Origin of the sequence: Heyndrickxia sporothermodurans (genome assembly GCF_003055045.1) — a bacterium.
In the GTDB taxonomy this organism is placed as follows: domain Bacteria; phylum Bacillota; class Bacilli; order Bacillales; family Bacillaceae_C; genus Heyndrickxia; species Heyndrickxia sporothermodurans.
Window position 1 is genome coordinate 112,626 of the sequence record NZ_NAZB01000021.1, and the last position, 23,805, is coordinate 136,430.

General features: G+C 34.7%; 24 protein-coding genes. 13 read left to right on the forward strand and 11 right to left on the reverse strand.

Features of this window, described 5'->3' with window-relative positions; all coding sequences use genetic code 11:
* The first annotated feature begins 56 nt into the window (after positions 1–56).
* Together B5V89_RS10460 and B5V89_RS10465 are read left to right on the forward strand one after the other, a co-directional pair.
* Positions 57–1,469 carry an FAD-binding oxidoreductase gene (locus B5V89_RS10460; protein WP_066233913.1) on the forward strand — a complete coding sequence of 471 codons (1,413 nt, stop codon included), beginning with the start codon at positions 57–59 and terminating at the stop codon, positions 1,467–1,469.
* On the forward strand, positions 1,466–2,785 hold the full coding sequence (locus B5V89_RS10465) for a (Fe-S)-binding protein (protein WP_244913482.1): 1,320 nt from the start codon (positions 1,466–1,468) through the stop codon (positions 2,783–2,785). The genes B5V89_RS10460 and B5V89_RS10465 overlap by 4 nt, the downstream gene beginning before the upstream one ends.
* Before the next feature lie 76 nt (positions 2,786–2,861).
* Here B5V89_RS10465 and B5V89_RS10470 read toward each other — a convergent pair whose 3' ends face one another.
* Positions 2,862–2,951 carry a YjcZ family sporulation protein gene (locus tag B5V89_RS10470; RefSeq protein WP_078110109.1) on the reverse strand — a complete coding sequence of 30 codons (90 nt, stop codon included), beginning with the start codon at positions 2,949–2,951 and terminating at the stop codon, positions 2,862–2,864.
* 74 nt (positions 2,952–3,025) lie between these two features.
* The gene (locus B5V89_RS10475; RefSeq protein WP_066233910.1) at positions 3,026–3,112 is read right to left on the reverse strand and encodes a YjcZ family sporulation protein; all 87 of its coding nucleotides are present in this window, start codon (positions 3,110–3,112) and stop codon (positions 3,026–3,028) included.
* Between the two features lie 242 nt (positions 3,113–3,354).
* Here B5V89_RS10475 and B5V89_RS10480 point away from each other — a divergent pair, with 242 nt between their 5' ends.
* Positions 3,355–4,239 (forward strand): peptidylprolyl isomerase, encoded by an 885-nt coding sequence (locus B5V89_RS10480; protein ID WP_066233907.1) that lies wholly within the window; start codon positions 3,355–3,357, stop codon positions 4,237–4,239.
* 53 nt (positions 4,240–4,292) lie between these two features.
* On the opposite strand, the gene B5V89_RS10485 is transcribed toward B5V89_RS10480, so the two are convergent.
* The 6 genes from B5V89_RS10485 to B5V89_RS10510 form a co-directional block, all read right to left on the reverse strand.
* The gene (locus B5V89_RS10485; protein WP_066233904.1) at positions 4,293–4,478 is read right to left on the reverse strand and encodes a sporulation YhaL family protein; all 186 of its coding nucleotides are present in this window, start codon (positions 4,476–4,478) and stop codon (positions 4,293–4,295) included.
* Positions 4,479–4,608: 130 nt separating this feature from the next.
* Positions 4,609–5,553 carry a 3'-5' exoribonuclease YhaM gene (yhaM, locus tag B5V89_RS10490; protein WP_108071861.1) on the reverse strand — a complete coding sequence of 315 codons (945 nt, stop codon included), beginning with the start codon at positions 5,551–5,553 and terminating at the stop codon, positions 4,609–4,611.
* Positions 5,554–5,633: 80 nt separating this feature from the next.
* Entirely contained in the window at positions 5,634–8,573 is a 2,940-nt protein-coding gene (locus B5V89_RS10495) for an ATP-binding protein (protein ID WP_108071863.1), read from the reverse strand.
* Positions 8,574–8,826: 253 nt separating this feature from the next.
* On the reverse strand, positions 8,827–10,059 hold the full coding sequence (locus tag B5V89_RS10500; protein WP_108071865.1) for a metallophosphoesterase family protein: 1,233 nt from the start codon (positions 10,057–10,059) through the stop codon (positions 8,827–8,829).
* A 104-nt stretch (positions 10,060–10,163) separates the two neighbouring features.
* A complete protein-coding gene (locus B5V89_RS10505) occupies positions 10,164–11,417 on the reverse strand; it encodes an ABC transporter permease (protein ID WP_108071867.1) in 1,254 nt (417 codons plus the stop codon).
* On the reverse strand, positions 11,410–12,309 hold the full coding sequence (locus B5V89_RS10510) for an ABC transporter ATP-binding protein (protein WP_066233889.1): 900 nt from the start codon (positions 12,307–12,309) through the stop codon (positions 11,410–11,412). Before B5V89_RS10510 ends, B5V89_RS10505 begins: the two co-directional genes overlap by 8 nt.
* Before the next feature lie 185 nt (positions 12,310–12,494).
* Here B5V89_RS10510 and B5V89_RS10515 point away from each other — a divergent pair, with 185 nt between their 5' ends.
* Both B5V89_RS10515 and B5V89_RS10520 read left to right on the forward strand, forming a co-directional pair.
* Entirely contained in the window at positions 12,495–13,217 is a 723-nt protein-coding gene (locus B5V89_RS10515) for a TerC family protein (protein WP_107920820.1), read from the forward strand.
* 26 nt (positions 13,218–13,243) lie between these two features.
* Complete coding sequence (locus B5V89_RS10520) at positions 13,244–13,429, forward strand: YhzD family protein (protein ID WP_066233883.1); 186 nt, start codon at positions 13,244–13,246, stop codon at positions 13,427–13,429.
* A 118-nt stretch (positions 13,430–13,547) separates the two neighbouring features.
* Here B5V89_RS10520 and B5V89_RS10525 read toward each other — a convergent pair whose 3' ends face one another.
* A complete protein-coding gene (locus B5V89_RS10525) occupies positions 13,548–14,327 on the reverse strand; it encodes an enoyl-CoA hydratase (RefSeq protein ID WP_066233880.1) in 780 nt (259 codons plus the stop codon).
* A 234-nt stretch (positions 14,328–14,561) separates the two neighbouring features.
* On the opposite strand from B5V89_RS10525, the gene B5V89_RS10530 reads away from it, so the two are divergent.
* Both B5V89_RS10530 and B5V89_RS10535 read left to right on the forward strand, forming a co-directional pair.
* The gene (locus B5V89_RS10530; protein ID WP_066233877.1) at positions 14,562–15,143 is read left to right on the forward strand and encodes a TetR/AcrR family transcriptional regulator; all 582 of its coding nucleotides are present in this window, start codon (positions 14,562–14,564) and stop codon (positions 15,141–15,143) included.
* Positions 15,144–15,171: 28 nt separating this feature from the next.
* Entirely contained in the window at positions 15,172–16,374 is a 1,203-nt protein-coding gene (locus B5V89_RS10535) for an MFS transporter (RefSeq protein WP_108071869.1), read from the forward strand.
* Between the two features lie 53 nt (positions 16,375–16,427).
* On the opposite strand, the gene B5V89_RS10540 is transcribed toward B5V89_RS10535, so the two are convergent.
* Complete coding sequence (locus B5V89_RS10540) at positions 16,428–17,294, reverse strand: Cof-type HAD-IIB family hydrolase (protein WP_108071871.1); 867 nt, start codon at positions 17,292–17,294, stop codon at positions 16,428–16,430.
* A 144-nt stretch (positions 17,295–17,438) separates the two neighbouring features.
* The gene (locus B5V89_RS10545) at positions 17,439–17,792 is read right to left on the reverse strand and encodes a YlbF/YmcA family competence regulator (protein ID WP_108071873.1); all 354 of its coding nucleotides are present in this window, start codon (positions 17,790–17,792) and stop codon (positions 17,439–17,441) included.
* A gap of 283 nt (positions 17,793–18,075) precedes the next feature.
* On the opposite strand from B5V89_RS10545, the gene B5V89_RS10550 reads away from it, so the two are divergent.
* The 6 genes from B5V89_RS10550 (at position 18,076) to B5V89_RS10575 (ending at position 23,652) form a co-directional block, all read left to right on the forward strand.
* Entirely contained in the window at positions 18,076–19,458 is a 1,383-nt protein-coding gene (locus B5V89_RS10550) for a YheC/YheD family endospore coat-associated protein (protein WP_108071875.1), read from the forward strand.
* Positions 19,421–20,509, forward strand: a complete 1,089-nt coding sequence (locus B5V89_RS10555; protein ID WP_108071877.1) for a YheC/YheD family endospore coat-associated protein — start codon at positions 19,421–19,423, stop codon at positions 20,507–20,509. Before B5V89_RS10550 ends, B5V89_RS10555 begins: the two co-directional genes overlap by 38 nt.
* Positions 20,510–20,523: 14 nt before the next feature.
* Positions 20,524–21,885 (forward strand): YheC/YheD family endospore coat-associated protein, encoded by a 1,362-nt coding sequence (locus tag B5V89_RS10560; protein WP_108071879.1) that lies wholly within the window; start codon positions 20,524–20,526, stop codon positions 21,883–21,885.
* Positions 21,882–23,069 (forward strand): YheC/YheD family endospore coat-associated protein, encoded by a 1,188-nt coding sequence (locus B5V89_RS10565; RefSeq protein ID WP_108071881.1) that lies wholly within the window; start codon positions 21,882–21,884, stop codon positions 23,067–23,069. Before B5V89_RS10560 ends, B5V89_RS10565 begins: the two co-directional genes overlap by 4 nt.
* An 84-nt stretch (positions 23,070–23,153) precedes the next feature.
* The gene (locus tag B5V89_RS10570) at positions 23,154–23,372 is read left to right on the forward strand and encodes a YheE family protein (RefSeq protein WP_066233854.1); all 219 of its coding nucleotides are present in this window, start codon (positions 23,154–23,156) and stop codon (positions 23,370–23,372) included.
* An 88-nt stretch (positions 23,373–23,460) separates the two neighbouring features.
* Complete coding sequence (locus tag B5V89_RS10575) at positions 23,461–23,652, forward strand: hypothetical protein (RefSeq protein WP_108071884.1); 192 nt, start codon at positions 23,461–23,463, stop codon at positions 23,650–23,652.
* Positions 23,653–23,805: the final 153 nt, after the last annotated feature.

Sequence of the window (23,805 nt, forward strand, 5' to 3'; positions counted from 1 at the left end):
AATATGATAGATCTCCCCATAAAATAATCCACAATTCTTATTAGGTGTTGATAACAATGAGTAAAATTAATGAACAAATACTAAATGAAATAAGGAAAATTGTTCAAAACGATAGAATCCTTACTAAAAAGGGGGATTTATACTCGTTTAGCTATGATGCTTCATTTGGCGAATATTTGCCTGACATTGTCCTTCAACCTCAATCAAAGGAAGAAGTTAGTAAAATCATTTTATTAGCAAATACCTATCAAATTCCTGTTTACCCTAGAGGATCAGCTACTTCTTTAAGTGGAGGCCCCCTACCGATATTAGGTGGAATCGTTCTGGATATGTCACAATATCCAAAATCCTTAACGATTGATAAAGAAAATATGCTTGCAATCGTAACACCAAGTGTAATTACATCCAGAATACATGAAGAAGCAGAAAAAGAAGGATTATTTTACCCTCCAGATCCGAGCAGTTCCAACGTATCAACAATTGGTGGGAATATTCTTGAAAATTCCAGCGGACCAAAAGGATTAAAATATGGGACAACAAAAGAATATGTAATTGGATTAGAAGTAGTAACGCCTACAGGAGATATTATCCGTACAGGTGGAAAAACAGTTAAAAATGTGACTGGATTTGACTTAACGAGACTTATAGTAGGTTCGGAAGGACTTCTTGGCGTCGTCACGGAAATTACTTTACGGCTAATACCGAAACCAGCACACAAAATGACATTACTCGCTTCCTTCCAAAGCGTTGTTGATTCCGGAAAGGCGATCACGTCAATTTTATCCTCAGGAGTGTTACCTGCTGCACTTGAGCTTATGGATAAATACTGTATTGAGGCTGTTGAACATTATCAGCCATCAGGTCTTCCCCTTGATGCTGAAGCGATCGTCATTATTGAAGTCGATGGACATGAAGCGGCTGTAAGGGAAGAAATAGCTCAATGCTCGGAAATTTGCAAATCCTTTCCTGGTTCGAAAGTACGAGTCGCGAAATCAGAAGAAGAGCGCGCAACAATTTGGAAAGCCCGAAAGATGGTCTCTCCAGCGATTACTCAGTTAGGTCCAACAAAAATTTCAGAAGATGCGACAGTGCCCCGAAGTAAGATTCCGGAAATGATTGAAAAGCTTCATATTATTCGCGATAAATATAAGCTGAATTTAGTTGTTTTCGGTCATGCTGGGGATGGAAATTTGCATCCAAACATAATAACAGATAAGCGTAATATCGAGGAAATGAAAAAAGCAGAACTCGCTGTCGGGGAAATTTTTCAAGCGGCTATTGATCTAGGCGGAACCCTTTCCGGTGAGCACGGTATCGGTATTTTAAAAGCTCCATACATGCGAAAAGAGTTAGGTTTAACGCTCGATTTAATGAAAAAGATTAAAGAGGCTTGGGATCCAAATAATATTTTGAATCCTGGCAAGATGTTTCCACAAAAAGGGCAAACAAAGGTGGTGTTGACTCAGTGAATAACGCTGACTCAATAACAAACACTCTTTTAAAAAAAACCTATGATGAAGTCAATCAGTGTATTCAATGCGGCTACTGTCTTCCGGCATGCCCTACTTACGCATCGATGGAGAATGAAAGTGCTTCTCCAAGAGGAAGGATTAATCTTGTCAAAATGGCAGCGGAAGGAAAAATAGATATTTTAGAAGACTTAAAAGAGCCAATTGACCTTTGTCTCGGTTGTCGTGCCTGTGAGGTTGCCTGTCCTGTCAATGTTCCATATGGTTCAATTTTGGAACATGCAAAAGAAGCTATTAATGACGCAGAAGTTCATGCTAGAAAAAAACATACATTTAAAGACTTTGCCTTAAACCACCTTTTCATGAAACCAAAAACGATGAAGCTTTCTAGTAATATGTATTTCCTCTATCAAAAAAGCGGGCTGCAAAGAGTTGTTCGGGCAACAAACCTTTCCGAAAAACTTGTAAAAAAAGCAGGAAAATTCGAAATAGCTCTGCCTAAAGTTCCCTCAAAGAAATACCAGATTCAAAGGGGACAACTGTATGAAGCGAAAACTGAAAAAACGGTTAAAACGGTTGCCTTATTTCTTGGATGTATAAACGATGCTATCTTCTATCATGTCAACTACTATACACTTGAGCTCTTAAGGATGTCCGGTTGTGATGTATATGTACCTAAAGAACAAACCTGCTGTGGTGCACTTCACGCACACCAAGGGCAAATGAAGCATTCGCGACAATTAGCCAAGGATAATCTAAAGGCATTTGATCAATACGAAGTCGATGCTATTATTACCAACGCGGGAGGCTGTGGAGCTATCCTCCAAGAATATGATCAGCTATTAATAGAAGAATTCGGTACAGAATGGGTACGTAAAGCGGAACAATTCACGAAAAAGATCAAAGATATATCCGAAGTACTCTTCTCATTGGATTCGCTGCCATTTTCAAAAGAGATTGAAAAAGTTGTTACCTATCAGCCTTCATGCCATTTATCTAATGTTCAAAAAGCAGGCGACTATCCGGAGAAATTACTTAAAAAAATTCCAGGAATTAAATATGTCGAACTACCAAGCAAAAATACATGCTGTGCTTCCGGAGGAATTTACAACATTCAACAATACGATGAATCAATGAAAATCCTAAGTAAAAAGATGAATGAAGTAAATAACATTCAGCCTGAAATAGTTGTAACATCAAACCCCGGTTGTTTAATTCAGATGACTCACGGAGTCAACACCTTTGGTAAAAAACCGTCAGAATCAATTCATTTAGTAGAATTATTGGCAAGAGCTTGCGGAATCGAACCCCTTTAGATTATTTATATCCGGATTACAACTATTCTGAACATAAACAAAAAATCAGGTTCGCGGCGAACCTGATTTTTTTGCACTAATATATCCAAGATGCACCGATTATAATGAGCAAAATAAATAATACAACGAGTAACGCAAATCCGCTTCCGTATGCTGCACCACCCATAATAGTCACCTCCCTAACAGAAATAGTATATTCTATTCATTTTTAGTTTCGATGTTATAACTAGACTGGCTAAATTAACAAATAAATGCTGCCCCTACAATAATCAAAAGAATGAACAATACGACGATTAGGGCAAATCCGCCTCCGTAAGCAAATCCCATTTTGAATACCTCCTTTTTTCTTTTCAATATATCCTATGTACAAACGGCTATTGTTGACTAGAGCAATTGCCTAGATTTTCATAATGGATTTTACACTTTATCAAAAAAGTTAAGATTTGATGAGAATTCCTTAAAAATACCATAAGTCTTCCGTATTATGTTTCTTTTCCGATAAATTTTGTGGTATAGTAGGTTTTGTAAGTTTTAATTGGACGATTAATTAGACAGGGAGTTGTTAATTGATGAAAAAATGGGTATTATCCCTTTCATTAGCAGCAGGAGTTATTGGACTAGCTGCATGTGGCAACAATGGAGATGTAGTGGTAAAAACAAAAGCTGGAAATGTAACAAAAGATGAACTGTATGAGGCAATGAAAGATAAAGTTGGGGACCAAGTCGTACAACAACTTGTTTTGGAAAAAGTTCTTTCTGATAAATACAAAGTTTCGGATAAAGAAGTTGATAAACAGGTAGATCAAACAAAAAAACAACTTGGTGATCAATTTGAAATGGCCCTTCAACAAGCTGGTATTAAAGATGAAAAAGAGTTTCGTAATAACGTAAAACTTGGTCTTTTACAAGAAAAAGCCGCAACGAAAGATTTGAAAATTACTGATAAAGATATAAAAGATTATTATGCAAATAGTATCAAACCTGATATTAAGGCGAGTCACATTCTTGTAGCTGACGAGAAAACAGCAAAAGAAGTTGAAGCTAAACTTAAAAAAGGTGAAAAATTTGAGGATTTAGCAAAGAAATATTCTACTGACGGCACCGCTCAAAAAGGTGGAGACCTCGGTTGGTTTAATACAGGCAAAATGGATCCAACTTTTGAAGCTGCTGCATATAAATTAAAGGTAAATGAAGTTAGTGAACCAGTGAAAACACAATTCGGTTATCACATCATTAAGAAAACCGGTGAAAAAGATAAAGCTCCACTAGATGATAAAATGAAAAAAGAAATCAAAGAAAAAATAAAAGCATCTAAAGTAGATCAAACAAAACTTGCTGAGGTTATGAAGAAAGAAATTAAAGATGCTAAATTAGATATTAAGGATAAAGATTTGAAAAAATCATTTGATAATGTATTAAATTCCGATACTTCAAGTTCAACATCTAAAAAGTAATAGTAAATAAAATGGGATTGTCTCTGAGACAGTCCCATTTTATTTGCATCTATTTAACCCGCTTCTTTTACATTTTTTCTTTTTTCTTTTTCTATTTCCATCCGTTCGATGTATTCTTCCCCTTCTTTTTCTATCCACTCTTGTTCAAGTTTTCGGTCTTCTCTCGCTGTTTTAACCGCCATAAAAGCACTAACTGCAATTCCGGCAATAACGAAGTAAATCCAAATTGGCAATGACATGTGCTTCTCCCCTTTTTAAGTTTGTCCTTTTTTTACAATGTATGCAAAAACACGAACAAAATGACAAAATTATCGAGATTTTTAACAAAAAACACGTACGAAAATTAAATTTTCCATACGTGTTTTTACCTTAATTATGAAAACTTGGTTTATAGAATGAACGATTTTCCAAAGCGAAGACTCGCTCGGAAAATTCACCTGGTTTCACATGGCGTAGTGCTCGGTCCATCATGTTCATTTTCGCATCAAGATTATCGATATAATGAAGAATCTCTGCTTCTTTAATCATTGGTGGCTTCGCACTACCCCATTCAGGTTTCCCATGGTGACTCAAAACTAGATGTTTCAATACCATTACTTCTTCGCTATGAATGCCTAACTCATCTGCTGCCTTCCCAATTTCATTTACCATAATCGTTATATGCCCTAATAAATTTCCTTCTACTGTATATGAGGTGGAAATTGGACCTGATAATTCTGTGACCTTTCCTAAATCGTGAAGAATAATTCCGGCATATAGTAAATCACGATCCAAGGAAGGATAAAGACTAGTAATTGCTTTGGCCAAATCGAGCATGGATACGACATGATAAGCCAAACCAGATACAAATTCATGATGGTTTTTGGTAGCCGCAGGATAAACAAGGAAATCACTATTAAACTTTTTTAATAGATGTCTAGTAATTCTTTGGATATTTGGATTCTTCATTTCAAAAATATATTGTGTTATCTTGCTCGTCATTTCATCTTGACTTACTGGTGCGGTTTCGAGAAAGTCGGAAATCGAGACACCATCTTGGTCCATGGCAGGACGTATTTGACGAATTCGTAATTGCAAACGACCGCGATAATTTTGAATATCGCCCGCCACCTTTACGATTGTTTCAGCTTTATAAGTTTGTGCATCCGATTCAGAAACATCCCAAAGCTTTGCTTCTATATCTCCAGTTTTATCTTGTAAGTTTAAAGATAAAAACGGCTTCCCATTACTAGCAATTCCTTTAGTGCTATTTTTTATTAACAGAAATAGCTCAATTTGCTCCCCGACATCAAATTGCAAAAGTCCTTTTGTCATTATCGTTATCCCTCATTTTCTTCAAAATTTTATTTTCAAAGACTCTAGTTATTTCATATATTATAAGTATAGCATGTGTCCTATTTTAACATGGAATAACGATGTTCCTCATTAAGCATATAGATATTTTTTTGAGGAAATAACTGCAATATATGTTGATGGCATGTAAAATATAATATTTGTGAGGTTTGGCTTCTAGATAATAAAAGTTGTACAATTCGTTTCGTTCGTTCATTATCAAAGTTAACAAAACCATCATCAATAATAAGCGGAAATGGATACTCGTCTTGTAATACTTCAACAAGTGCCAGTCGCAACGCAACATACACTTGTTCAGCAGTTGCTTGACTTAATTCATCGGGTTCAAAAGACAACTGATCAACTCTTTCAACTAAAAATTGACCTGTCGGCTTTAAGAAAAGGCGAATATATTCACCATTAGTAAGATAATTAAGAAATTCCTCCGCTTTTTCCAACACCTTTGGGAAGCGTTCCTTTTTCATCCGTTCCATCGTCCGATGAATGATTTCCTTTGCCAAGGCAATTTTTGCCCATTCTTTTGCTTTATCATTAAATATGGATTTCGATCGATAGAATTCGTGTAATTTCTCGGTAAATGTTCCTCCATCCTCCAGCTGTTCGATCTCATACTTTACTGCAGCTAGATTTTTATGAAGTTGGGAAAGTTTTTCGTTATTGTTTTTTACATTATTTTTATTAATTAACAACTTTTCCTCCACCTCATTTAGAGAAGAAAACTGATCAAAAATCGATATATTTTCAATATTTATTTTGTTATTTATCATTTTGAGATTTGCTTGATGGGATTGAATTTCTTCATAATCCTTACCACGTTTTCGAAAATCTTCGTTGTTCTCCACTCCTGCTTCATGTAAAAGATCTTTAATTGCTATTTCAATTGCCTTGTATTCATTTTTCCATTTTAAGTACTCGGTTTCTACATCTTCATTTTTATTGATGATTTCACGGTAAATCAGTTTATTTTCCCTTTCTTTCAATAAACTATTTTTGAGACGGATGATTCCTTCTTCAGTTGATAATCCATCGATTTGAAGGATACCTAATATGTCCTTTAAATCACATTCCCAATCGGCAACTTTCTTAAGTAATTCGGATTTTAGTGACTCTGAACATTTTAAATGATTATCAAGTGCTGCCAATTCATTAAGTAATTCAAACGCATCGGAAAGCTGCTCCGGAGAAAAATCCTTTTGCAAGCCAAGTTGTTCTTTAATCTTTCCTAACTCCTCTTCAACCTTCTTCCAATCCCTTTGCCAAACAGTTACGTTCTGTTCCTTTTCTTGACAGCGGGTCTGTTGATTTTCGATTTCGAGAACGAGCCCTTTCCATTGTTGTCGCAATTTTTGTTGTTCGTCAAATAACTGTCCCTTATCACCTATTTTATTCATTTCTGTTAAAATCTTTTCTGCCTCTAATACATGATTTTTCTGACTCACATTATGTTCATTCGTTTTTTTATGATTTATCCAAACCGAATAGCTGAGAATGATGATACCAATTAATGCCCCTATCATATAGACAAATTGATTTGTCGAAATACTCCATCCAAAAAATCCGATAAATAATAGGTAAAAAAGAACAGTTGGAAGATAATTTTCCTTTTGTTTCGGTTTCTTTGCCAGCTTAATGAACTTCATTTGATCTTGAAGATGTTGATATTCCTTTTGGAGACTTATATATTTTTGTTGATTTTCCGATAATGCGCGATACTCGTCTTCATTTAACAGTGCGGTTTCTAAATTTATGCACTGATTCTCAAGTTCTTGAAGTCTTCTATTTTCTATTTCTAATTGTTTGTCTAATTCTTTTTGCAGAGATTTTAAATAATAGTAGTCTTTTGTAGCTGATCGAATACGTTCTTTCATATCGATACTTAAATCGAGAAAAGGAAGATCACTCATATCGTGAATATGAATTTTCCTTTTTATTACTTTCCTTTGTTCATTCCATTTGATGATTTCTTCTTCACGTCTAATAATTTCCTCTTGCCACTTGACAATTTGGGGCCATTTTTCAATCAGTAATTGTATGTTTTCTTCGTGCTCTGCAATCAATTTATTAGGGAGCACCTGTGTCAATTCTTTTTCGTACTCACTTTTTCTTACATCTAAAACGTATAATTGATTTGCGGCTACTTGAAGTTGATCTTCCAACTTTTCCATTCTTTTGAGCCCATCAATTGGAAATGTGACTTCTCCGATGTTGTTCAAACTCTGTAAAATTTCTTTTCTCTCTTTTAACAATACCCAATCCTGTTTCAATTGCTCTAATTTTTGAATTTCCAGTTGGGAAGCCGCTACTTTTTCCTGTAGTTCATTTATATCTTGAACGAGATTTTGATTATCAAGTTGCAATTTTTCGTATGTTTGATTATATTGCATGCTTTTTTTTAATTCTTTCTCTTGATCTTTTAATGTTTGGAGCATTTCATTTAATTCTGGTTTCCGCCCACTCGGCTTGAATAAACGATCAAGTTCTTTTTGGAGCTGTTGTTCCGATTTTACAATTGCATCCGTTCCAATCGTACCGGCAGCGATCAGGTACGTTCCAATGTCTTCTCCTTTTAGTTGGCTGACTCCTTGAATTCCATGGATATTGAAAGAAAAAATGCTTTTGTACAACGCTTTATCCATATGTTTTAATAGATCTTTAAGTAATTCTTCCCCGCCCTGGGTTCCATCTGAAAGTCTTACAGTAACGTCCCCTACTGCTTTTCCCTTTACCCTTTCAACCCATATATCACCGGATTTAGTTTCAAGCGTAATGTTGCCGCCATATTTCGTTCCTACCTTTGGTTCATAGCGAAGTTCTGATTGTTGTTTAGTAGGAAAGCCGAATAAAATTCCGTGAATAAAGGCCATTAATGTAGACTTACCAGCTTCATTTACACCATAAATTACTTGTATTGAAGAAGATAAATTCATCTTCACATCGGAAAGCTTTCCAAATCCATATATATGTAGATTTTTTATTTGCAATTCTCATCCCCCATTTAAGAGTTTATTGATATTGGGTTTAAACCTGAACCGTTCCTTTCCGCTGCAGGCACTTGCTTTTTCGCGGTTCTGCGATGAGCCTCCTCGTCGCTTCGCTCCTGCGGGGTCTCATCTATCCAGCTGATCCCGCAGGAGTCAAGTGCCTTCCGCTCCAATCCACTCTGCGTTCCCAATATTATTTGGTGTTTAAAGTTTAAAGCAACATTTTTTTAGATAAAAGCCTTTCGAAAATAACCTAGGTGTTTGATTGTAAAAGTTCATAAACCATTTGTTCTGCTTCGTGGATCAATTCTTTCTTTTCCTCTTCTGAAAGTGTATCCAAGTATCTGCTGCTGAGAATGTGGCCGAATAAATCGGTCGTAGCTTCGTCAAATACTTCCACCCTATTTAATTCAGCTATCGTTACCTCCAGTTCTTGTTTAAATGCTGATTCAACTTCCGTTACTGAATTATTGTCTAAATAATCTACACGATAAGTCCAGACAAAGGAATCCTCATACTCTTCTCCATCTTGCAAAACCTCTAGCAATTCCCCATTTCGGATTTTATTAAGAGCATTCTTTTCTAATCCATCAATGTTCTCAATTTCAATTTGCAGAAGCATTCCTTGTGTCGGTAAACGCAGATTTTCGATTTCCTTTTTACAAACTCCATATAAATCCGAAAACGTTTTAATCGATGTTGCATCAAGTATTAAATTCTCCCAAATAATATCTGCTGTTTCAATTTGCTCAAACATCGTTTCGTTCTCGGACAATTCCACGGCAAGACAGCCTTTTTTTCCTGATTCTTTTTTATGTCTTCCTTGAATATTACCCGGATAGACGATATAAGGATTATGTTCTGTATGGAGTACTTGCTGTTTATGTATATGGCCTAATGCCCAATAATCCAGCTTTTTTTCTATTAAATCGGAAATCGAAAAAGGTGCATATGGCTGATGCGCTGTGCTGCTTCCTTCACAATGACCATGTAACATGCCAATATGAAGATCAGCTCCATCAATTTTTTTATAATCATTAATTTTCTTTTCTATGACATGTCTCTCAGGATAACTAAAGCCATATATATGTACTTTCACTCCATCTTTCGATATATAAGATTTCATTTCCACTTCCGAAGAGAATAGATGAACATTTGGCGGCATTTCAATTGTCGTCCAGTTCCCGCCTAAATGGTCATGATTGCCATATAACACAAATGCCTCAATCCCTGCTGTTTGCAGTCTTTCCATTTGTCTTCTTAACCTTGCTTGGGCTTTAATACTGCGATCCTCACCATCATATAAGTCGCCACATATTAGTACAAAGTCCACATTCATAGAAATGGCGCTATCGACTATTTTTGTGAATGCGGAAAAGGTGCTTTCTTGAATTCGTTTAAAAATTGATTTAGGTAAATATTGCAAGCCTTTAAACGGGCTATCTAAATGAAGATCTGCAGTATGGATAAATCGAATTTTCTTCATCATCTCACCACCAACGAATATATGTTCTTATATCTATTATAAACGATTTTTGTGAATATAAAAGGATAAAAAAACACCCTCAAAATTGAGGGGTTTTGGTAAGGTTATTCATTTTTAGATAATTGTAATGCTTTTTTTATGTTTTTCAATGAATTCGATTTGCCATACATGAGAACTCCGCCACGATAAATCCGTGCTCCGATAATCGCCATAATGATAATTGATATAATTAATACGGCAACTCCAGATAATCCTACCCATAATGGTAAGTCGAGCATACCTACACGTAAAAACATAATCATCGGTGTAAAAAATGGGATATACGATGTTACCGTTACAAAGCCTGCAGAGGGATTGTTTAATCCGGACATTGCGATAAAAAATCCAATCATAACGATAAATGTCATTGGCATCATCATTTGTTGGGCATCTTCAATCCGACTAACCAATGAACCTAGGAATGCGGCCAATGTAGCAAACAGCAAATAACCTAATAAGAAAAAGACGATGGCATAGATGATCGTTGACGCCTTAATATCTGAGAAACCAAAGAATTCAAAGAATCCGCCTTCCATTTCACCTAGATTTTGCTTGATTGTAAAATAAGCAACCGCCAGCAAAAAGGCCATTTGTGTCAAGCCGAGCAACGCTCCACCGATAATTTTCGCAAACATTTGCTGTGTCGGTGAGGCACTTGAAATGAGAATTTCCATGACACGTGATGCTTTTTCAGTTGCAATTTCCATTCCAACCATCGAAGCGTAAAAGATAACGGCAAAATAAATAGCAAATAATAAAATATATACGAGTCCTCTAGCTTGAGCTAACTCTTCTGCTGATTTTGCATTGTTTTCAAGACTTACCTCTTTAAATGCGACCGGGCTATTTAAAAGGGCCAATTTATCAGCCGATAAGTTCAGTTGGGCCGCAGCCATACTTGCTTTTACCGTTTGTAATGCTTGTGCTAGCTGACCGGATAATTCTGTATTCGTTAAGGTAGGTGCCTTGTAAACCGCTTTAGGTAATTTGGATTGATCAAGTGAGATTATTAAATACGCTTTATATTTCTTATTATTTACCGCCTTTTGTAGATCTGCTTCGCTTTTGTCAACTTTAATTAACTGTATATCTTTATTAATCGATTTTAATTGTTGTTGAAGAGGACCAAAAACAGAGCTTGATTCATCAATGACTGCAATTTTATCTTTTGTATCCCCTCCTGAGAATAGATCGATTATTCGATTCATATTTCCCAAAATTAACACGCCGATTAACATAATGACGGTTGTGATGATAAATGATTTCGATTTTAATTTAGACATATATGCATGACCAAGCATAATTCCAAATCTATTCATAAGAAGCACCTACCTTTTCAATGAATATATCATTTAAGGACGGCTCTTCTAATTCAAATTTACGAATAAATCCTTTCCCATTGATTTCATTTAAAATCTGTTGAGCCGAATCTTCATTACTAATTTGTAAAAGAACGCCCTCAGCTGTTTTTTTACTTTTAACTACTCCAGGATAATTTTCTAAAAATGTTAAGTCAAAATCCGCATGAATCGTTATATTCTTCTTACCGAAAGATTTTTTTATTTCTCTTAATCCCCCATGGACTACAGGCTTTCCATGATGCATAATGCATAAATTTTCGCATAGTTCCTCAACGTGTTCCATTCGATGGCTTGAAAAAACAATTGTTGAGCCATTATCTCTTAATTCCGTAACTGCAGACTTTAAACTTTCTACATTTACCGGATCAAGGCCACTAAATGGTTCATCGAGAATTAATAGTTTTGGCTTATGTAAAACAGCTGCGATAAATTGAATCTTCTGCTGATTCCCTTTGGATAATTCCTCTACCTTTTTGTCCATGTATTCTGGAACTTTAAATCGATCGAGCCAAATTGTCAATTCATTTAGTGCGTCTTGCTTACTCATTCCTCTTAATCTAGCTAAATAGACGAGCTGATCTTTTACCTTGAGCTTCGGATACAAGCCTCTTTCCTCTGGTAAATAACCGATAAAAGGGCTTGTAGAATAGTCAATCTTTTTTCCATTCCAAGTAATACTTCCTTCGTTTGCATCCATTAATCCCAAGATCATCCGAAAGGTCGTTGTTTTTCCGGCACCATTCGCACCTAAAAAACCAAACATTTCTTTTTCCGGAATCGTAATGGATAGATCATTGACCGCGGTAAATGACCCGAATCTTTTTGTAACATGACTTAAAGACAGTGACAATTTTTTACCCCCCTATTGATAAATATATCTTTTCATTGCATACCTATTTCTTATACGACCACGTAAGAAAAAAGTTCCAAATATTTTTTTATTTCCATTACCGACTTGTGATTTTCTATCAAATATGATGAATTATATGATAAGATATTAATAGATTCTTATCTACCAAATGGAAGGGGTTAACAATGGAAAATTTTTTTCCTATCGGTCTCGCATTTTCTTCAGGTGCACTTATCGTATTATTAAAAATCATTGCAATTGATATTATTCTTTCTGGTGATAATGCTGTTGTTATTGCAATGGCGACAAGAAATCTACCAAAAGAACAACAAAATAAAGCTATTTTCTGGGGAACCGGCGGAGCGGTTATTTTACGGATTATCTTTGCCATTATTATCGTTCAACTTTTAAAAATTCCTTATGTTGAAATTGTCGGCGGACTTTTACTTCTTTGGATTGCCTTTAAAGTGCTTATCGGTGGAGAAGAAGACGTTCATGTAAAATCACAAAGCGGTGTGATGAAAGCGATTGGAACAATCATTTTAGCCGATGCCATTATGAGCTTGGATAATGTTGTAGCGCTAGCAGGTGCTGCAAATAATCACATAGGTTTAATCGCTGCAGGGGTTGCGATTAGCATTCCTGTTATGATCTTTGGATCAAAAATGATTGTTAAAGCTATGAATAGATTTAGCTGGATTGCATATATTGGGTCAGGAATTCTTGCATGGACTGCCGGAGAAATGTTAATGAAAGATGAAAAACTTTTGCAGCTTTTAAATATTTCTCACGGACCAATCACATATATTATTTCAGCACTTATTACAATCTTTATATTAGCGGCAGGGTATACCGTTAATCGTATCATTGATGCAAAAAGAGAGATGCAACACCAACACGTGCATTAATATTTAAAAAGATGGGAGAGTTTATTATGGGGATTTATAAATTAACTGCTTTTGAACCAAATGGAGAGAAAATACTTGATGAATCATTTGAAGCGTCAAATGACAACGAGGCAAAGTCAAAAGGGGAAACGTTACTGAAAGAAAAAGGTGCGATTGAAAAAACGCATCGTTGTACATCATCACAAGGTAAATTAATTTTATTTCATAGATAAAGAAAACAAAGCACCCATTGTGGGTGCTTTATTTTAAAAGAAAAGAAAGTATAAACTTTTTATGTCATCAGTCTTACAAAGTGTCCTGCAATGTCCAGCTCCAGCGCTTCCGCTTTTCTTACTCCCCGATAAAATTCGGCTTTCTTTTTTCTACAAAAGCTTTTATTCCTTCTTGGTGATCTTTCGTTTGCCTCATTTTCCATTGCGCTTGTTTTTCTAATTCCAAAGCTTTAAGCAAATTTTGCCGTTTCAATTCAGTGTATATTTTTTTTGTTTTAATCATCGCTTGTAATGGTTTGGCATTCCATTGATGAAGTTTTCTTTCTAATGCTTCCGGTAAATTATCTGTTATTTCATCAATTAATTCGCGTTCTAGTGCTTCTTGGGCAGAAAGCACTTTTCCTTCCCAAATCAGTTGTTTTGCTTTATTTTCTCCGATTCTCCGTTTTAGAAGAAAATGTCCTCCCCCATCTGGAATTAAACCAATCCCAATAAAATTCATGGCAATCTTACTATTTATATCAGAGATGATATAATCTGTTGCTAAAGCTATACTTAGACCTAGACCTGCTGCAGCCCCTTCAATTGCTGCGATTGTTAATTTCGGCATATTATATAGTGTCGAAATCAGTTCATTAATTTGATCCATCGCAGAAAAAAATGGTTCTTCACCGTGTATTTGGAGCATCTCTTTAATGTCTCCTCCAGAAGAAAACGCTTTCCCCTTTCCTTGTAAAACAACAATTTTTATTGATTCTTTCAAAGTAATTTCCTTTAAACATTCTACTAAATCCTTAATTAATAGAGTATTTAATGCATTTAATGAATCCGGTCGATTGAAGCGAATATAGGCTATATTTCCTGTTTGTTCTATTTCAAGCGTATGATAAATTGACAATTTTTATTTCTCCCTCCAGATTAGTTTTCATTACTATAAGCATAACTGAATGGCTATTCATTCACAATAAAAAATATTAAAAATTTGACTTTCATATACTAAGAATTTGTATAAAAATCAGCGATGAACCTTAACATAACAAAAAAAGTAATTAAAGTAAGCTTTCCACTTGCTAATATTTTTTTAATTTGTTAATATAACTTACGAACGTTCGTTAATTAAGAGGTGATTTCAATGACAAGTGATGCAATTAAAGAGGCAGCTCTAAAATATTTCACTATTCATGGTTATGAGGGAGCTTCCCTTTCTCTAATAGCTGAGGAAGTTGGCATGAAAAAGCAATCCATTTACGCCCATTTTAAAGGAAAGGATGATCTTTTTCTCCAAGTTTTACGGGATGCAAAAGAGGTTGAGCTATCTTCGAAGCTAAAGTACTTCAGTAAAATTGGTTCACAAAATCCTGAAAAAGATTTATACGGATATCTACAATTGGGAATCGATCTTTTTCAAAAAAATGAACATTTAAAGTTTTGGCTGCGTATGTCTTTCTTTCCTCCTGCACATCTTGCGAAAGCAATTGAAATAGAAGTAATTGACCTCGAAGAGAAAGTGCAGGCGCTGTTGGAAAGTAAATTTCAGGATTGGATTGATGCCAACGTAATTGTTGGAGATGTAGCAAAAACTCCGACATTAGCATTCTTAGGAGTTGTCGATTCCATTATGTTGGAACTTGTTTACGGTAATGATGAAAAACGACTGATGGATAAATTAGAAGCCTCTTGGACAGTATTTTGGAGAGGAATTTCACATCATTGATTTTTTTACTAAAAAGAGGTGTTAATACATGAAGAAAACAATAAAAGAACAAAAAACAGTATTATTTATTCTTCTAAGCAATATATTCATTGCATTTCTCGGAATTGGTCTCATCATCCCGGTTATGCCATCCTTTATTAATATCATGCATTTATCGGGGAAAACGATGGGTTATCTTGTCGCGGCATTTGCGTTGGCGCAACTGATTATGTCACCAATATCTGGGAAATGGGTTGACCGTTACGGCAGAAAGAAAATTATCATCATTGGCTTATTTCTTTTTGGTATTGCGGAACTTATCTTTGGTTTAGGTACGCATGTATCAGTACTTTATTTATCCAGGATACTAGGGGGATTTAGTGCCGCTTTTATTATGCCAGCCGTTACTGCATATGTTGCAGATATTACATCCGTTCAGGAACGGCCAAAAGCGATGGGCTATATTTCCGCTGCCATTAGTATTGGCTTTATTATCGGACCTGGCATCGGTGGTTTTATTGGCGAATATGGTATACGTATGCCTTTTTTCTTTGCGGCAGCTATTGCTTTTATAGCATGCATTTTATCAATGTTTATTTTAAAAGAATCATTAACAAAGGAACAGCTTGCAGAAATTTCTGCTAATGCAAAGCAAACAAACTTTTTCAGTGATTTAAAAAGATCGCTTAATCCAATTTACATTATTGCATTTATACTTGTATTTGTACTGGCATTCGGTTTATCGGCTTATGAAACTGTTTTTAGCCTATTTTCTGATCATAAATTTGGCTTTACGCCGAAGGATATTGCCCTCATTATTACAATAAGCTCAATCTTCGGTGTTGTTGTGCAAATATTATTGTTTGGAAAAATGGTAGACAAACTCGGTGAAAAGAAACTAATTCAACTCTGTTTAATTATTGGTGCAATATTTGCGGTCGTGTCCACCGTAATCTCAAGCTTTTTGGCAGTGTTGGTCGTAACTTGCTTCATCTTTCTCGCGTTCGACTTGCTTCGTCCTGCATTGACGACTTTTTTATCAAGAGCAGCAGGAAAAGAGCAAGGGTTTGTTGCTGGAATGAACTCAACTTACACGAGCTTAGGAAATATCGTCGGACCAGCGATTGGCGGAATACTATTTGATGTAAATATCCACTATCCTTATCTTTTCGCGGCTGTCATTATGGTCGTTGGCCTTAGTATTTCAGTCATATGGAAAGAAAAGCGACTAACCCAAACACTAGCTGAATAATAAAAAAGGTACTCGCTTCTTAATAATCGAGTACCTTTTTTTTAGCCCCTCATTTATTTAATCAAATTCATTTTCTTCAAAAATTCAATTGGTTGTTGTTTACGGAAATGTTCTTTAACCATGTAAGAAACGCCATTTTCATTGTTTGAACGTGTGATCCAGTCAGCAGCATGCTTTAACTTAGCAGATGCATTACCCATGGCTACACCGAGCCCTGCCCACTCAATCAATGGAAGATCATCTTTACCCGAACCAATCATAACGACTTCTTCTCGTTGGATATTAAAACGATCACATAAATACAAAACCCCTTTTAATTTTGATGTTCCTTGAGGGACAATTTCTAATAAATGTTTATCGTTTTCTATACAATTAACTTCATGAAACATTTCTTGTATCGCTTTTCTAGCATCAAATAAATCGATATTATTATCAAATATTACTTCAATTTTTGGTGGTGAAACCGGAGTTTCCTCCAGTTTATCGATTAAGGAATCCACATAGGATTCGGCATAAGAATTCCGATTACCCGTTTGTATGACCAATTTCCCCATAATATTCGTTGGGAGTTTTTTCTTATTTGCAATAGTATAACGTTCGTGAACTAACCGAATATGGCAATTAAATGCCTCTAGAAATCGTACTAAATCATTTGTTACTTCCTCGGTGATTCTTTTAACTAAAATAGGTTTATCTAAATCACTTGCAACAAATGAACCTTGATGAGTAACTAAGCATGTCTCCAGTTTTAATTCTTTTGCTACTCTAGTTGCTGAAGAAAAGTTTCTTGAGGTAACAAGTGTCACCTTTATTCCTTTTCCAACAGCGAATTCGATTGCTTCTTTCGTTGCTTTATTTAAACGTCCATTGTCTTGCAACAAGGTACCATCAATATTTAATGCTAACATTTTGTAGATCATAGGTGTTCCCCCTTCACAGATGTCATGTCCAGTTAAATGAAATGATAATCCTTTCTATAGTTTTATGAATAGGACAAAATGTATAGAACAAAAGCAAAGCAATAACCTCTTATTGACAAAAAAAGAATCGGCTTTCGCCGACTCTTATTTATTCATTGATCCGTATAGTTCATCAAGTGGTTTCATTATAATTTTATTTAATTCATTAATAGACATACTCATACGTTGTTCCGCTTCCATTAATTTTACAATTTTTGGGCTCTGTTGAACTTGTGCAGCAAAGCTTTGGGCTTTCTGTACTTCTTGTTCCGTAATATCCTGTCCTGTCATTTGTTTTTCTTGTAACGTCATTTGAATCATTCTAAATTCATCGAACATCTTTTTTGAAGGTGGATCCTTCAGAACGGCTTCATACATGGCTTTTAAACTAGTATATTCCTCACTTTTCCGTAATGCTTTCTCTAATTCGTACGCATAATCATAAAAACTTGTTGGCACAATATACCCTCCTCAAATTTACCTTCAACGAAGAATTTCTTTTACCACTATAACAAAGTATGGGTATTAATGCGAATCTGACACAAAAAAGCAGTAGGCATTGTTGATTTTAACAATATTAAAAGCGCAGAGTGGATTGGAGCGGAAAGGAACGGTTCATTCCCTCCCGCAATCCTTTTTACCATCAATGAAATAGACTTAATTTCCCCATTGAAGAACCAAATGCGCCTAAATATCATACGATGAATTCAAAAGAGCCTAGATTTACAAATGGGGATTGTTTATGATAAGCCAAGTTTCTATTCAACCTTCATTCACTTTAGATGAAGATTTTCCGATCGTTGAGATTTCGAGTCTTTTACTTAAAAAATTTTATATTCGTGAAAATGAAAAAATAACTATTCAGATAGGGCAAAAACAAATCGATGCTCATTGTAACGTAACTAATGAAGCTGATATTGAAACGATTTATTTAAATCAATCATGCTTAAATCATTTAAATCTTCCACCGAGAACAATAAAATTACAAGCAATCAATCATCAAAATTGTTTAATACTCGGTCCCATTGTTGCCGTTATGACTGAAATAAAAATGACTGAAGAAAAGACACCACTCTTCCCTGCTATTCAAACGTTTTGTCAAGAACTCCATGAATACAGTCAAGAGCATGGAGGTTTGTTTTTTGTCACAAATGTATCATGTTTTCCAAATAAAGGATTTTATTATCAAACCGGCTGGGAAGAAGATGTAATACCAACTTGCGATATCATTTATAATCGTATCCATTCTAGACAAGTAGAGAAAAACCCTAATTTTCAACGTTTAAAAAATACATGGAAAAATAATGGTCTATTACTCTTTAATGATCGTTATTTTTCAAAGTGGGAAATCCATGAAATGCTCTTATCAAAAAAATCACTTCAGTCCTATTTGCCATCTACGATTATTTTTACTGAAGAAAATTTGCAACAATGGTTGAAAAAGTATAATGATTTTTATTTAAAACCAGATTTAGGGAGTCAAGGTCGACAAATTATTCATTACTTTATGAAAGACAATCGCTTTCAACTTGAACAAACTTCTTTTTCCAGTAAATCCTTATATACATTTGAAACGTTAGACGAAGCAGCGAGCCAAATAAAGAAATGGATTCAATCTAAAGGATTTATTATACAACGAACGATTCCACTCATACATGTGGACGAAAGAAAAATAGACTTCCGATTTCTTTGTCATAAAACATTGAAGGATAGATGGACAATTACATCCGCAGTCGGAAGATTGTCAGAAGAAAAAAACTTTGTATCGAATATCGCTCAAGGAGGATCAATCATTCGCCCCGAAAAAATGATTAATTCACTATTTGAAAAAGAAAAGGCAAAACAAATACTTGATTTAATGAAAGAATTAGCTATTGAAATCGCTACAACCATTAGTAGTGAAGTGGAAGGTTTAATTGGCGAGCTTGGCATCGACATCGGTGTTGATTTTAGCGGTAAGCCGTGGTTAATAGAAGTAAATTCAAAGCCTTCAAAACAGAATAGCAATGATTCACTAGTAATCCGCCCATCAGCAAAGGCAATCGTTAATTATTGTACAAATTTATGGATTGAAAGGAGTACATTACATGACAAGACTAGGAATATTAACAATGATACCTTTTGAAAGCAATTCATATTTTGATGAAATGGCTAAACGAGCAAAAGAATATCAGATTGTTTTATTTTTATTTTCTCCATTGTCGATTAAACCTGCGACGGAAATGGTCGAAGGGTTGCGCTATGATACTGTTTCCGACAAATGGGAAGTTGACCAGTTTACAATACCGGAATATTTATATGACCGTTGCTTCTATGGAGAAGATCGAAAATCAGCAGAAGCCAGATCAATCGTTTCTTGGTTAAAATCAAATAAAAATATTCAATTTCTCGGTTACGGACTACCTAATAAATGGAGATTATACGAAACACTAAAAGACGTTCCTACAATCTCTCCCTATTTACCAAAAACAAAAAAAGCCTCAAGTCCTGAAAAAATATTAGAGGAACTTAAAAAACATGATGAAATTATTATAAAACCGATTGATGGAGCACATGGTTTCGCCGTTTACTCGATACAAGAAATCAATAAAAAAATTAAAATAAGAACGACGAAACAAGGAAATATCATCGAGAAACTCTTTGACAATGTATCAAGTGTCACTTCATGGCTTGAAAGCCTACTAAGTAAACAAATTTTTTTAATTCAACCAAGACTAAATAATTTTAACTCGATGAATGAACCATATGATCTTCGCGTGTTTTTACAGAAAAATGAGGAAGGGAAATGGGAAGAAAAAGCAAAAGCAATACGGGCGGGAAAAAAACATGGATTATTAACAAATATCAGTGCAGGAGCTAAGGTTTATTCTTTTCAAAATTTGAAAGATTTCACACCCCATTTAAACCATAATTATATTCAGCAAGAATTAAATGACATATTAAAAACCCTCCCGGAAATACTTGAGGATAAATTCCATCCATTATTTGAACTAGGAATAGATATTATTATTGCAAAAGATCAATCCCTTTGGATATTAGATATGAACTCTAAACCGGGAAGAAAAATAGTCAAAATGATTGATCCTAATAAGCTCGAATCACTTTATTCAGCTCCTCTTGCCTATTGTTCATATCTTGCCTCACAAAACAAAAATGTATTATCAAATCAAAACTAAGCGGGGTGTTCCAAATGCCTAAGCGATATAAAATTGAATTTTTTGAACAAAAGGACTTTGTTTGTTATTATCCTACAGGTTTTACAACAATCGATACTCACCATGAAATCTCTTTTGGATCAAAAGTGGTTAAAGCGATTTGTAAAAAGCAGCCAAATGGCAGAAACATTATTTCGATTAGCAGCGCTTTAGCAAAACAACTTTATCTTCCTACATTTATTTCAACAATCACACTTTTTGAAAATGATATACGTCTTGTCATCGGCCCATTAATAGGGATTTTCTCATCCGGGTTCACTAATTTCCCGGTAAAACCAATTGGAGAACGCTCTGCCGTATTTTCTAAACTATTATCGATGCATTCCTCCGTCGGCGTCGTGCCCTTTCTTTTTGGCCAAGAACATATTGATTGGAATCAAAAATTAATAAAAGGATTTTTCTTTACGAAGGAGGGGTGGACGCAAATGACCGTTCCTTTTCCAAATGTAATTTATGATCGACTTCCGAATAGAAGAAGTGAAAAGTTGAAAACATCTATGAAGGTTAAGGATAAATTAGAAAAAGAGAATTTTATTCCATGGTACAATCCCGGATTCTTTAATAAATTAGACGTATATGAACGCTTATTTAATGACCGAAAAGCATTATTATACTTACCAGAAACAGCGCCATTTATTTCTTTCGATCAAATCGAAAGGATGCTATCTAAATACGGCCATATTTATATCAAGCCAATGAATGGAAGTTTAGGCTTAGGGGTCCACCAAATCATTTTTGATAAAATGAAGAATGCGTATTATTGCCGGTACCATGATTCAAAAAATCATTTATTAAAATTCCAAACATTGGAATCACTAATTAATCATGTATTTGCTAATAAAAATTTAGATCGGATGATTGTACAGCAAGGAATATCCTTATTAAGAGAAAACAATCGGCCAATTGATTTTCGCGTACATGCGAATAAAAATGAACATGGGAATTGGAAAATAACTGCAATTGCTGCTAAAGTTGCCGGACTTGGAAGCCCAACTACCCATGTTAAAAATGGTGGTGAAATCAAAACAATTGAAGAAGTTTTCAAAGATAAAGAGGAACAAATAAAATACAAAAAGAAACTTGAATATGCTGCACTCGATATAGCAAATTCAATTGAAAAACATTTAGATGGAATTATTGGCGAAATTGGGTTTGATTTTGGCATTGATACAAAAGGAAACGTTTGGCTCTTTGAGGCAAACTCGAAACCTGGCAGATCAATCTTCTCGCATCCAAACCTTAGAGAATTCGATTTTTTAACAAGAAAATTGACCCTTTCCTACTCTATTTTTTTAACAGAGAAATTTTTAAATAAATATAAGGAATTATCAGTATGAATATTTATTTCGATAAAAAGAGAGGGGTTTTTTTTCATAATAAAAAGGCGAATTCACCATTATTTTGGGGGATGTTTGATGAATTACTTCCACTTTCAGCTGAGAAAACAGACTCATCACTCGTAAAAATAAATGTAAAAAAAAATGGATGCAGGATCGGACCGCTTGTTGGAATTTTGACTAGTAAAACAAAAGATGGAGATGTTATCGGGAGTAAAGACGTATTTATTAGTATTCAAAAGCAACTACAGCTTTGTGGCGGGCTCTCGTTTATCTATACTATGGAAGATTGCAATGAACAGTTTATAGATGGAACATTTTTTGTTGAGGAGGAAAACTCATGGTTTAAAGCCTCCTTCCCCTATCCGAATATTATTTATAATCGATTATCTGCAAGAAGCGATGAAAAGTCCGAGCAATTTATTAATCATACAAACAAACTGAATCATCATCAAATTTTTTTCTTTAATCCGTCTTTTATTGATAAATATTCGATGTATCAGTTGTTTTCAAAAAATCCTTTACTCCATCCATTATTACCTTCCACCCGACTGATTAAGGAAAAAGAGGATTTATTAGAATTTTTAGAGGCATATTCAATTATTTATTTAAAACCAACCATTCGCTCCCAAGGAAAAGGAATTTTTCATATTAAAAGAGAGGAAGACGCAACCTTTATTTGTAAAAATGCAAAAAAGACCTATACTTTTTCATCCTTTATAGAATTGTGGAGCTTTATCGAAAAGGCAATTCAAAAAAATTCATATATTGCTCAAGTTGATATCGAAAGTGCAAAAATCTCTGAAAATAAATATGATTATCGGATCTTAAGCCATTATGTTAATGATGAATATCAACTAACAGGAGTTGGCATAAGAGTAGCTGAAGCAGGAAAGATAACGACTCATTTATCAAAGGGTGGATCCATCTTTCCTTATGAAAAGGTCAAAAAAAAATCATTAGAAAAAGTGTTCCATTGGATTATTCAAGAATGTGGAAAAACTTTATCGAAAGAATACGGAAACTTCGCCGAGTTCACAATTGATATGGGCAGAGATCAAAGTGGAAAGTTATGGATTTATGAGGTCAATTCAAAACCAATGTCCTTTGATGAAGAGGATATTGAAAAAAAGAGAATAAAAAATCTCATACAAATTTTTTATAATCAAACGATTTTCAACTGACTAATAGGGTCAGTTTTTTCTTTATCCATTATTTAAATAAGTTATAATATACTTAACATTTATCATTTGGAGGGTAAAGGTCCCATGATCCAGCATTTTCAATATAAATCACTATATAAGAATCAACAGTTACCTGGTTGGTATATTAGCTTTTATCATCAAAAGGAAAAACATGAAGGCGTCTATCATCCAGATGGAAAAATAGAATGGACAAGTTCATATTCTTTCGATACCGAAACAGAAAAAAATGTAAAAAAACAAATTCACGAGCTGATGCTTTATCATGTTTATGATAATCGTTAATTATTACCAAACATACTCCTGCATGTTATGAACCTCAAATTGCCAAACTAAAATAGTGTAAATACGCTATTTTAGGAGGAGACCATACATGGATAAGAAAAAGGATGCAGAATTTCTTCCGGATACACATTATGAAGGCAAAGATAACTTTTACTTAGATGTCGATCGCATGGTGAATGAAGGCATGTCCGGCGGATCCGTCCACATGCGTGCCGATTCAACCAATATAGAAGAAGCGGTCGATTTCTTTCCAGAAGATCCACCAAAAGAAATTGAATAATTTCATAATAAAGGCTGCCTTTTAGGTGGCCTTTTTTAGGATGTTTTTGAATGAACAATAGACACTTTCACTCACCTTTCACTCACTTTGCGCTTTTAATTTTGTTTAAGAAGAAATCATTTTTAAGAATTTCTTCCAAAGTAAAAAAATTGA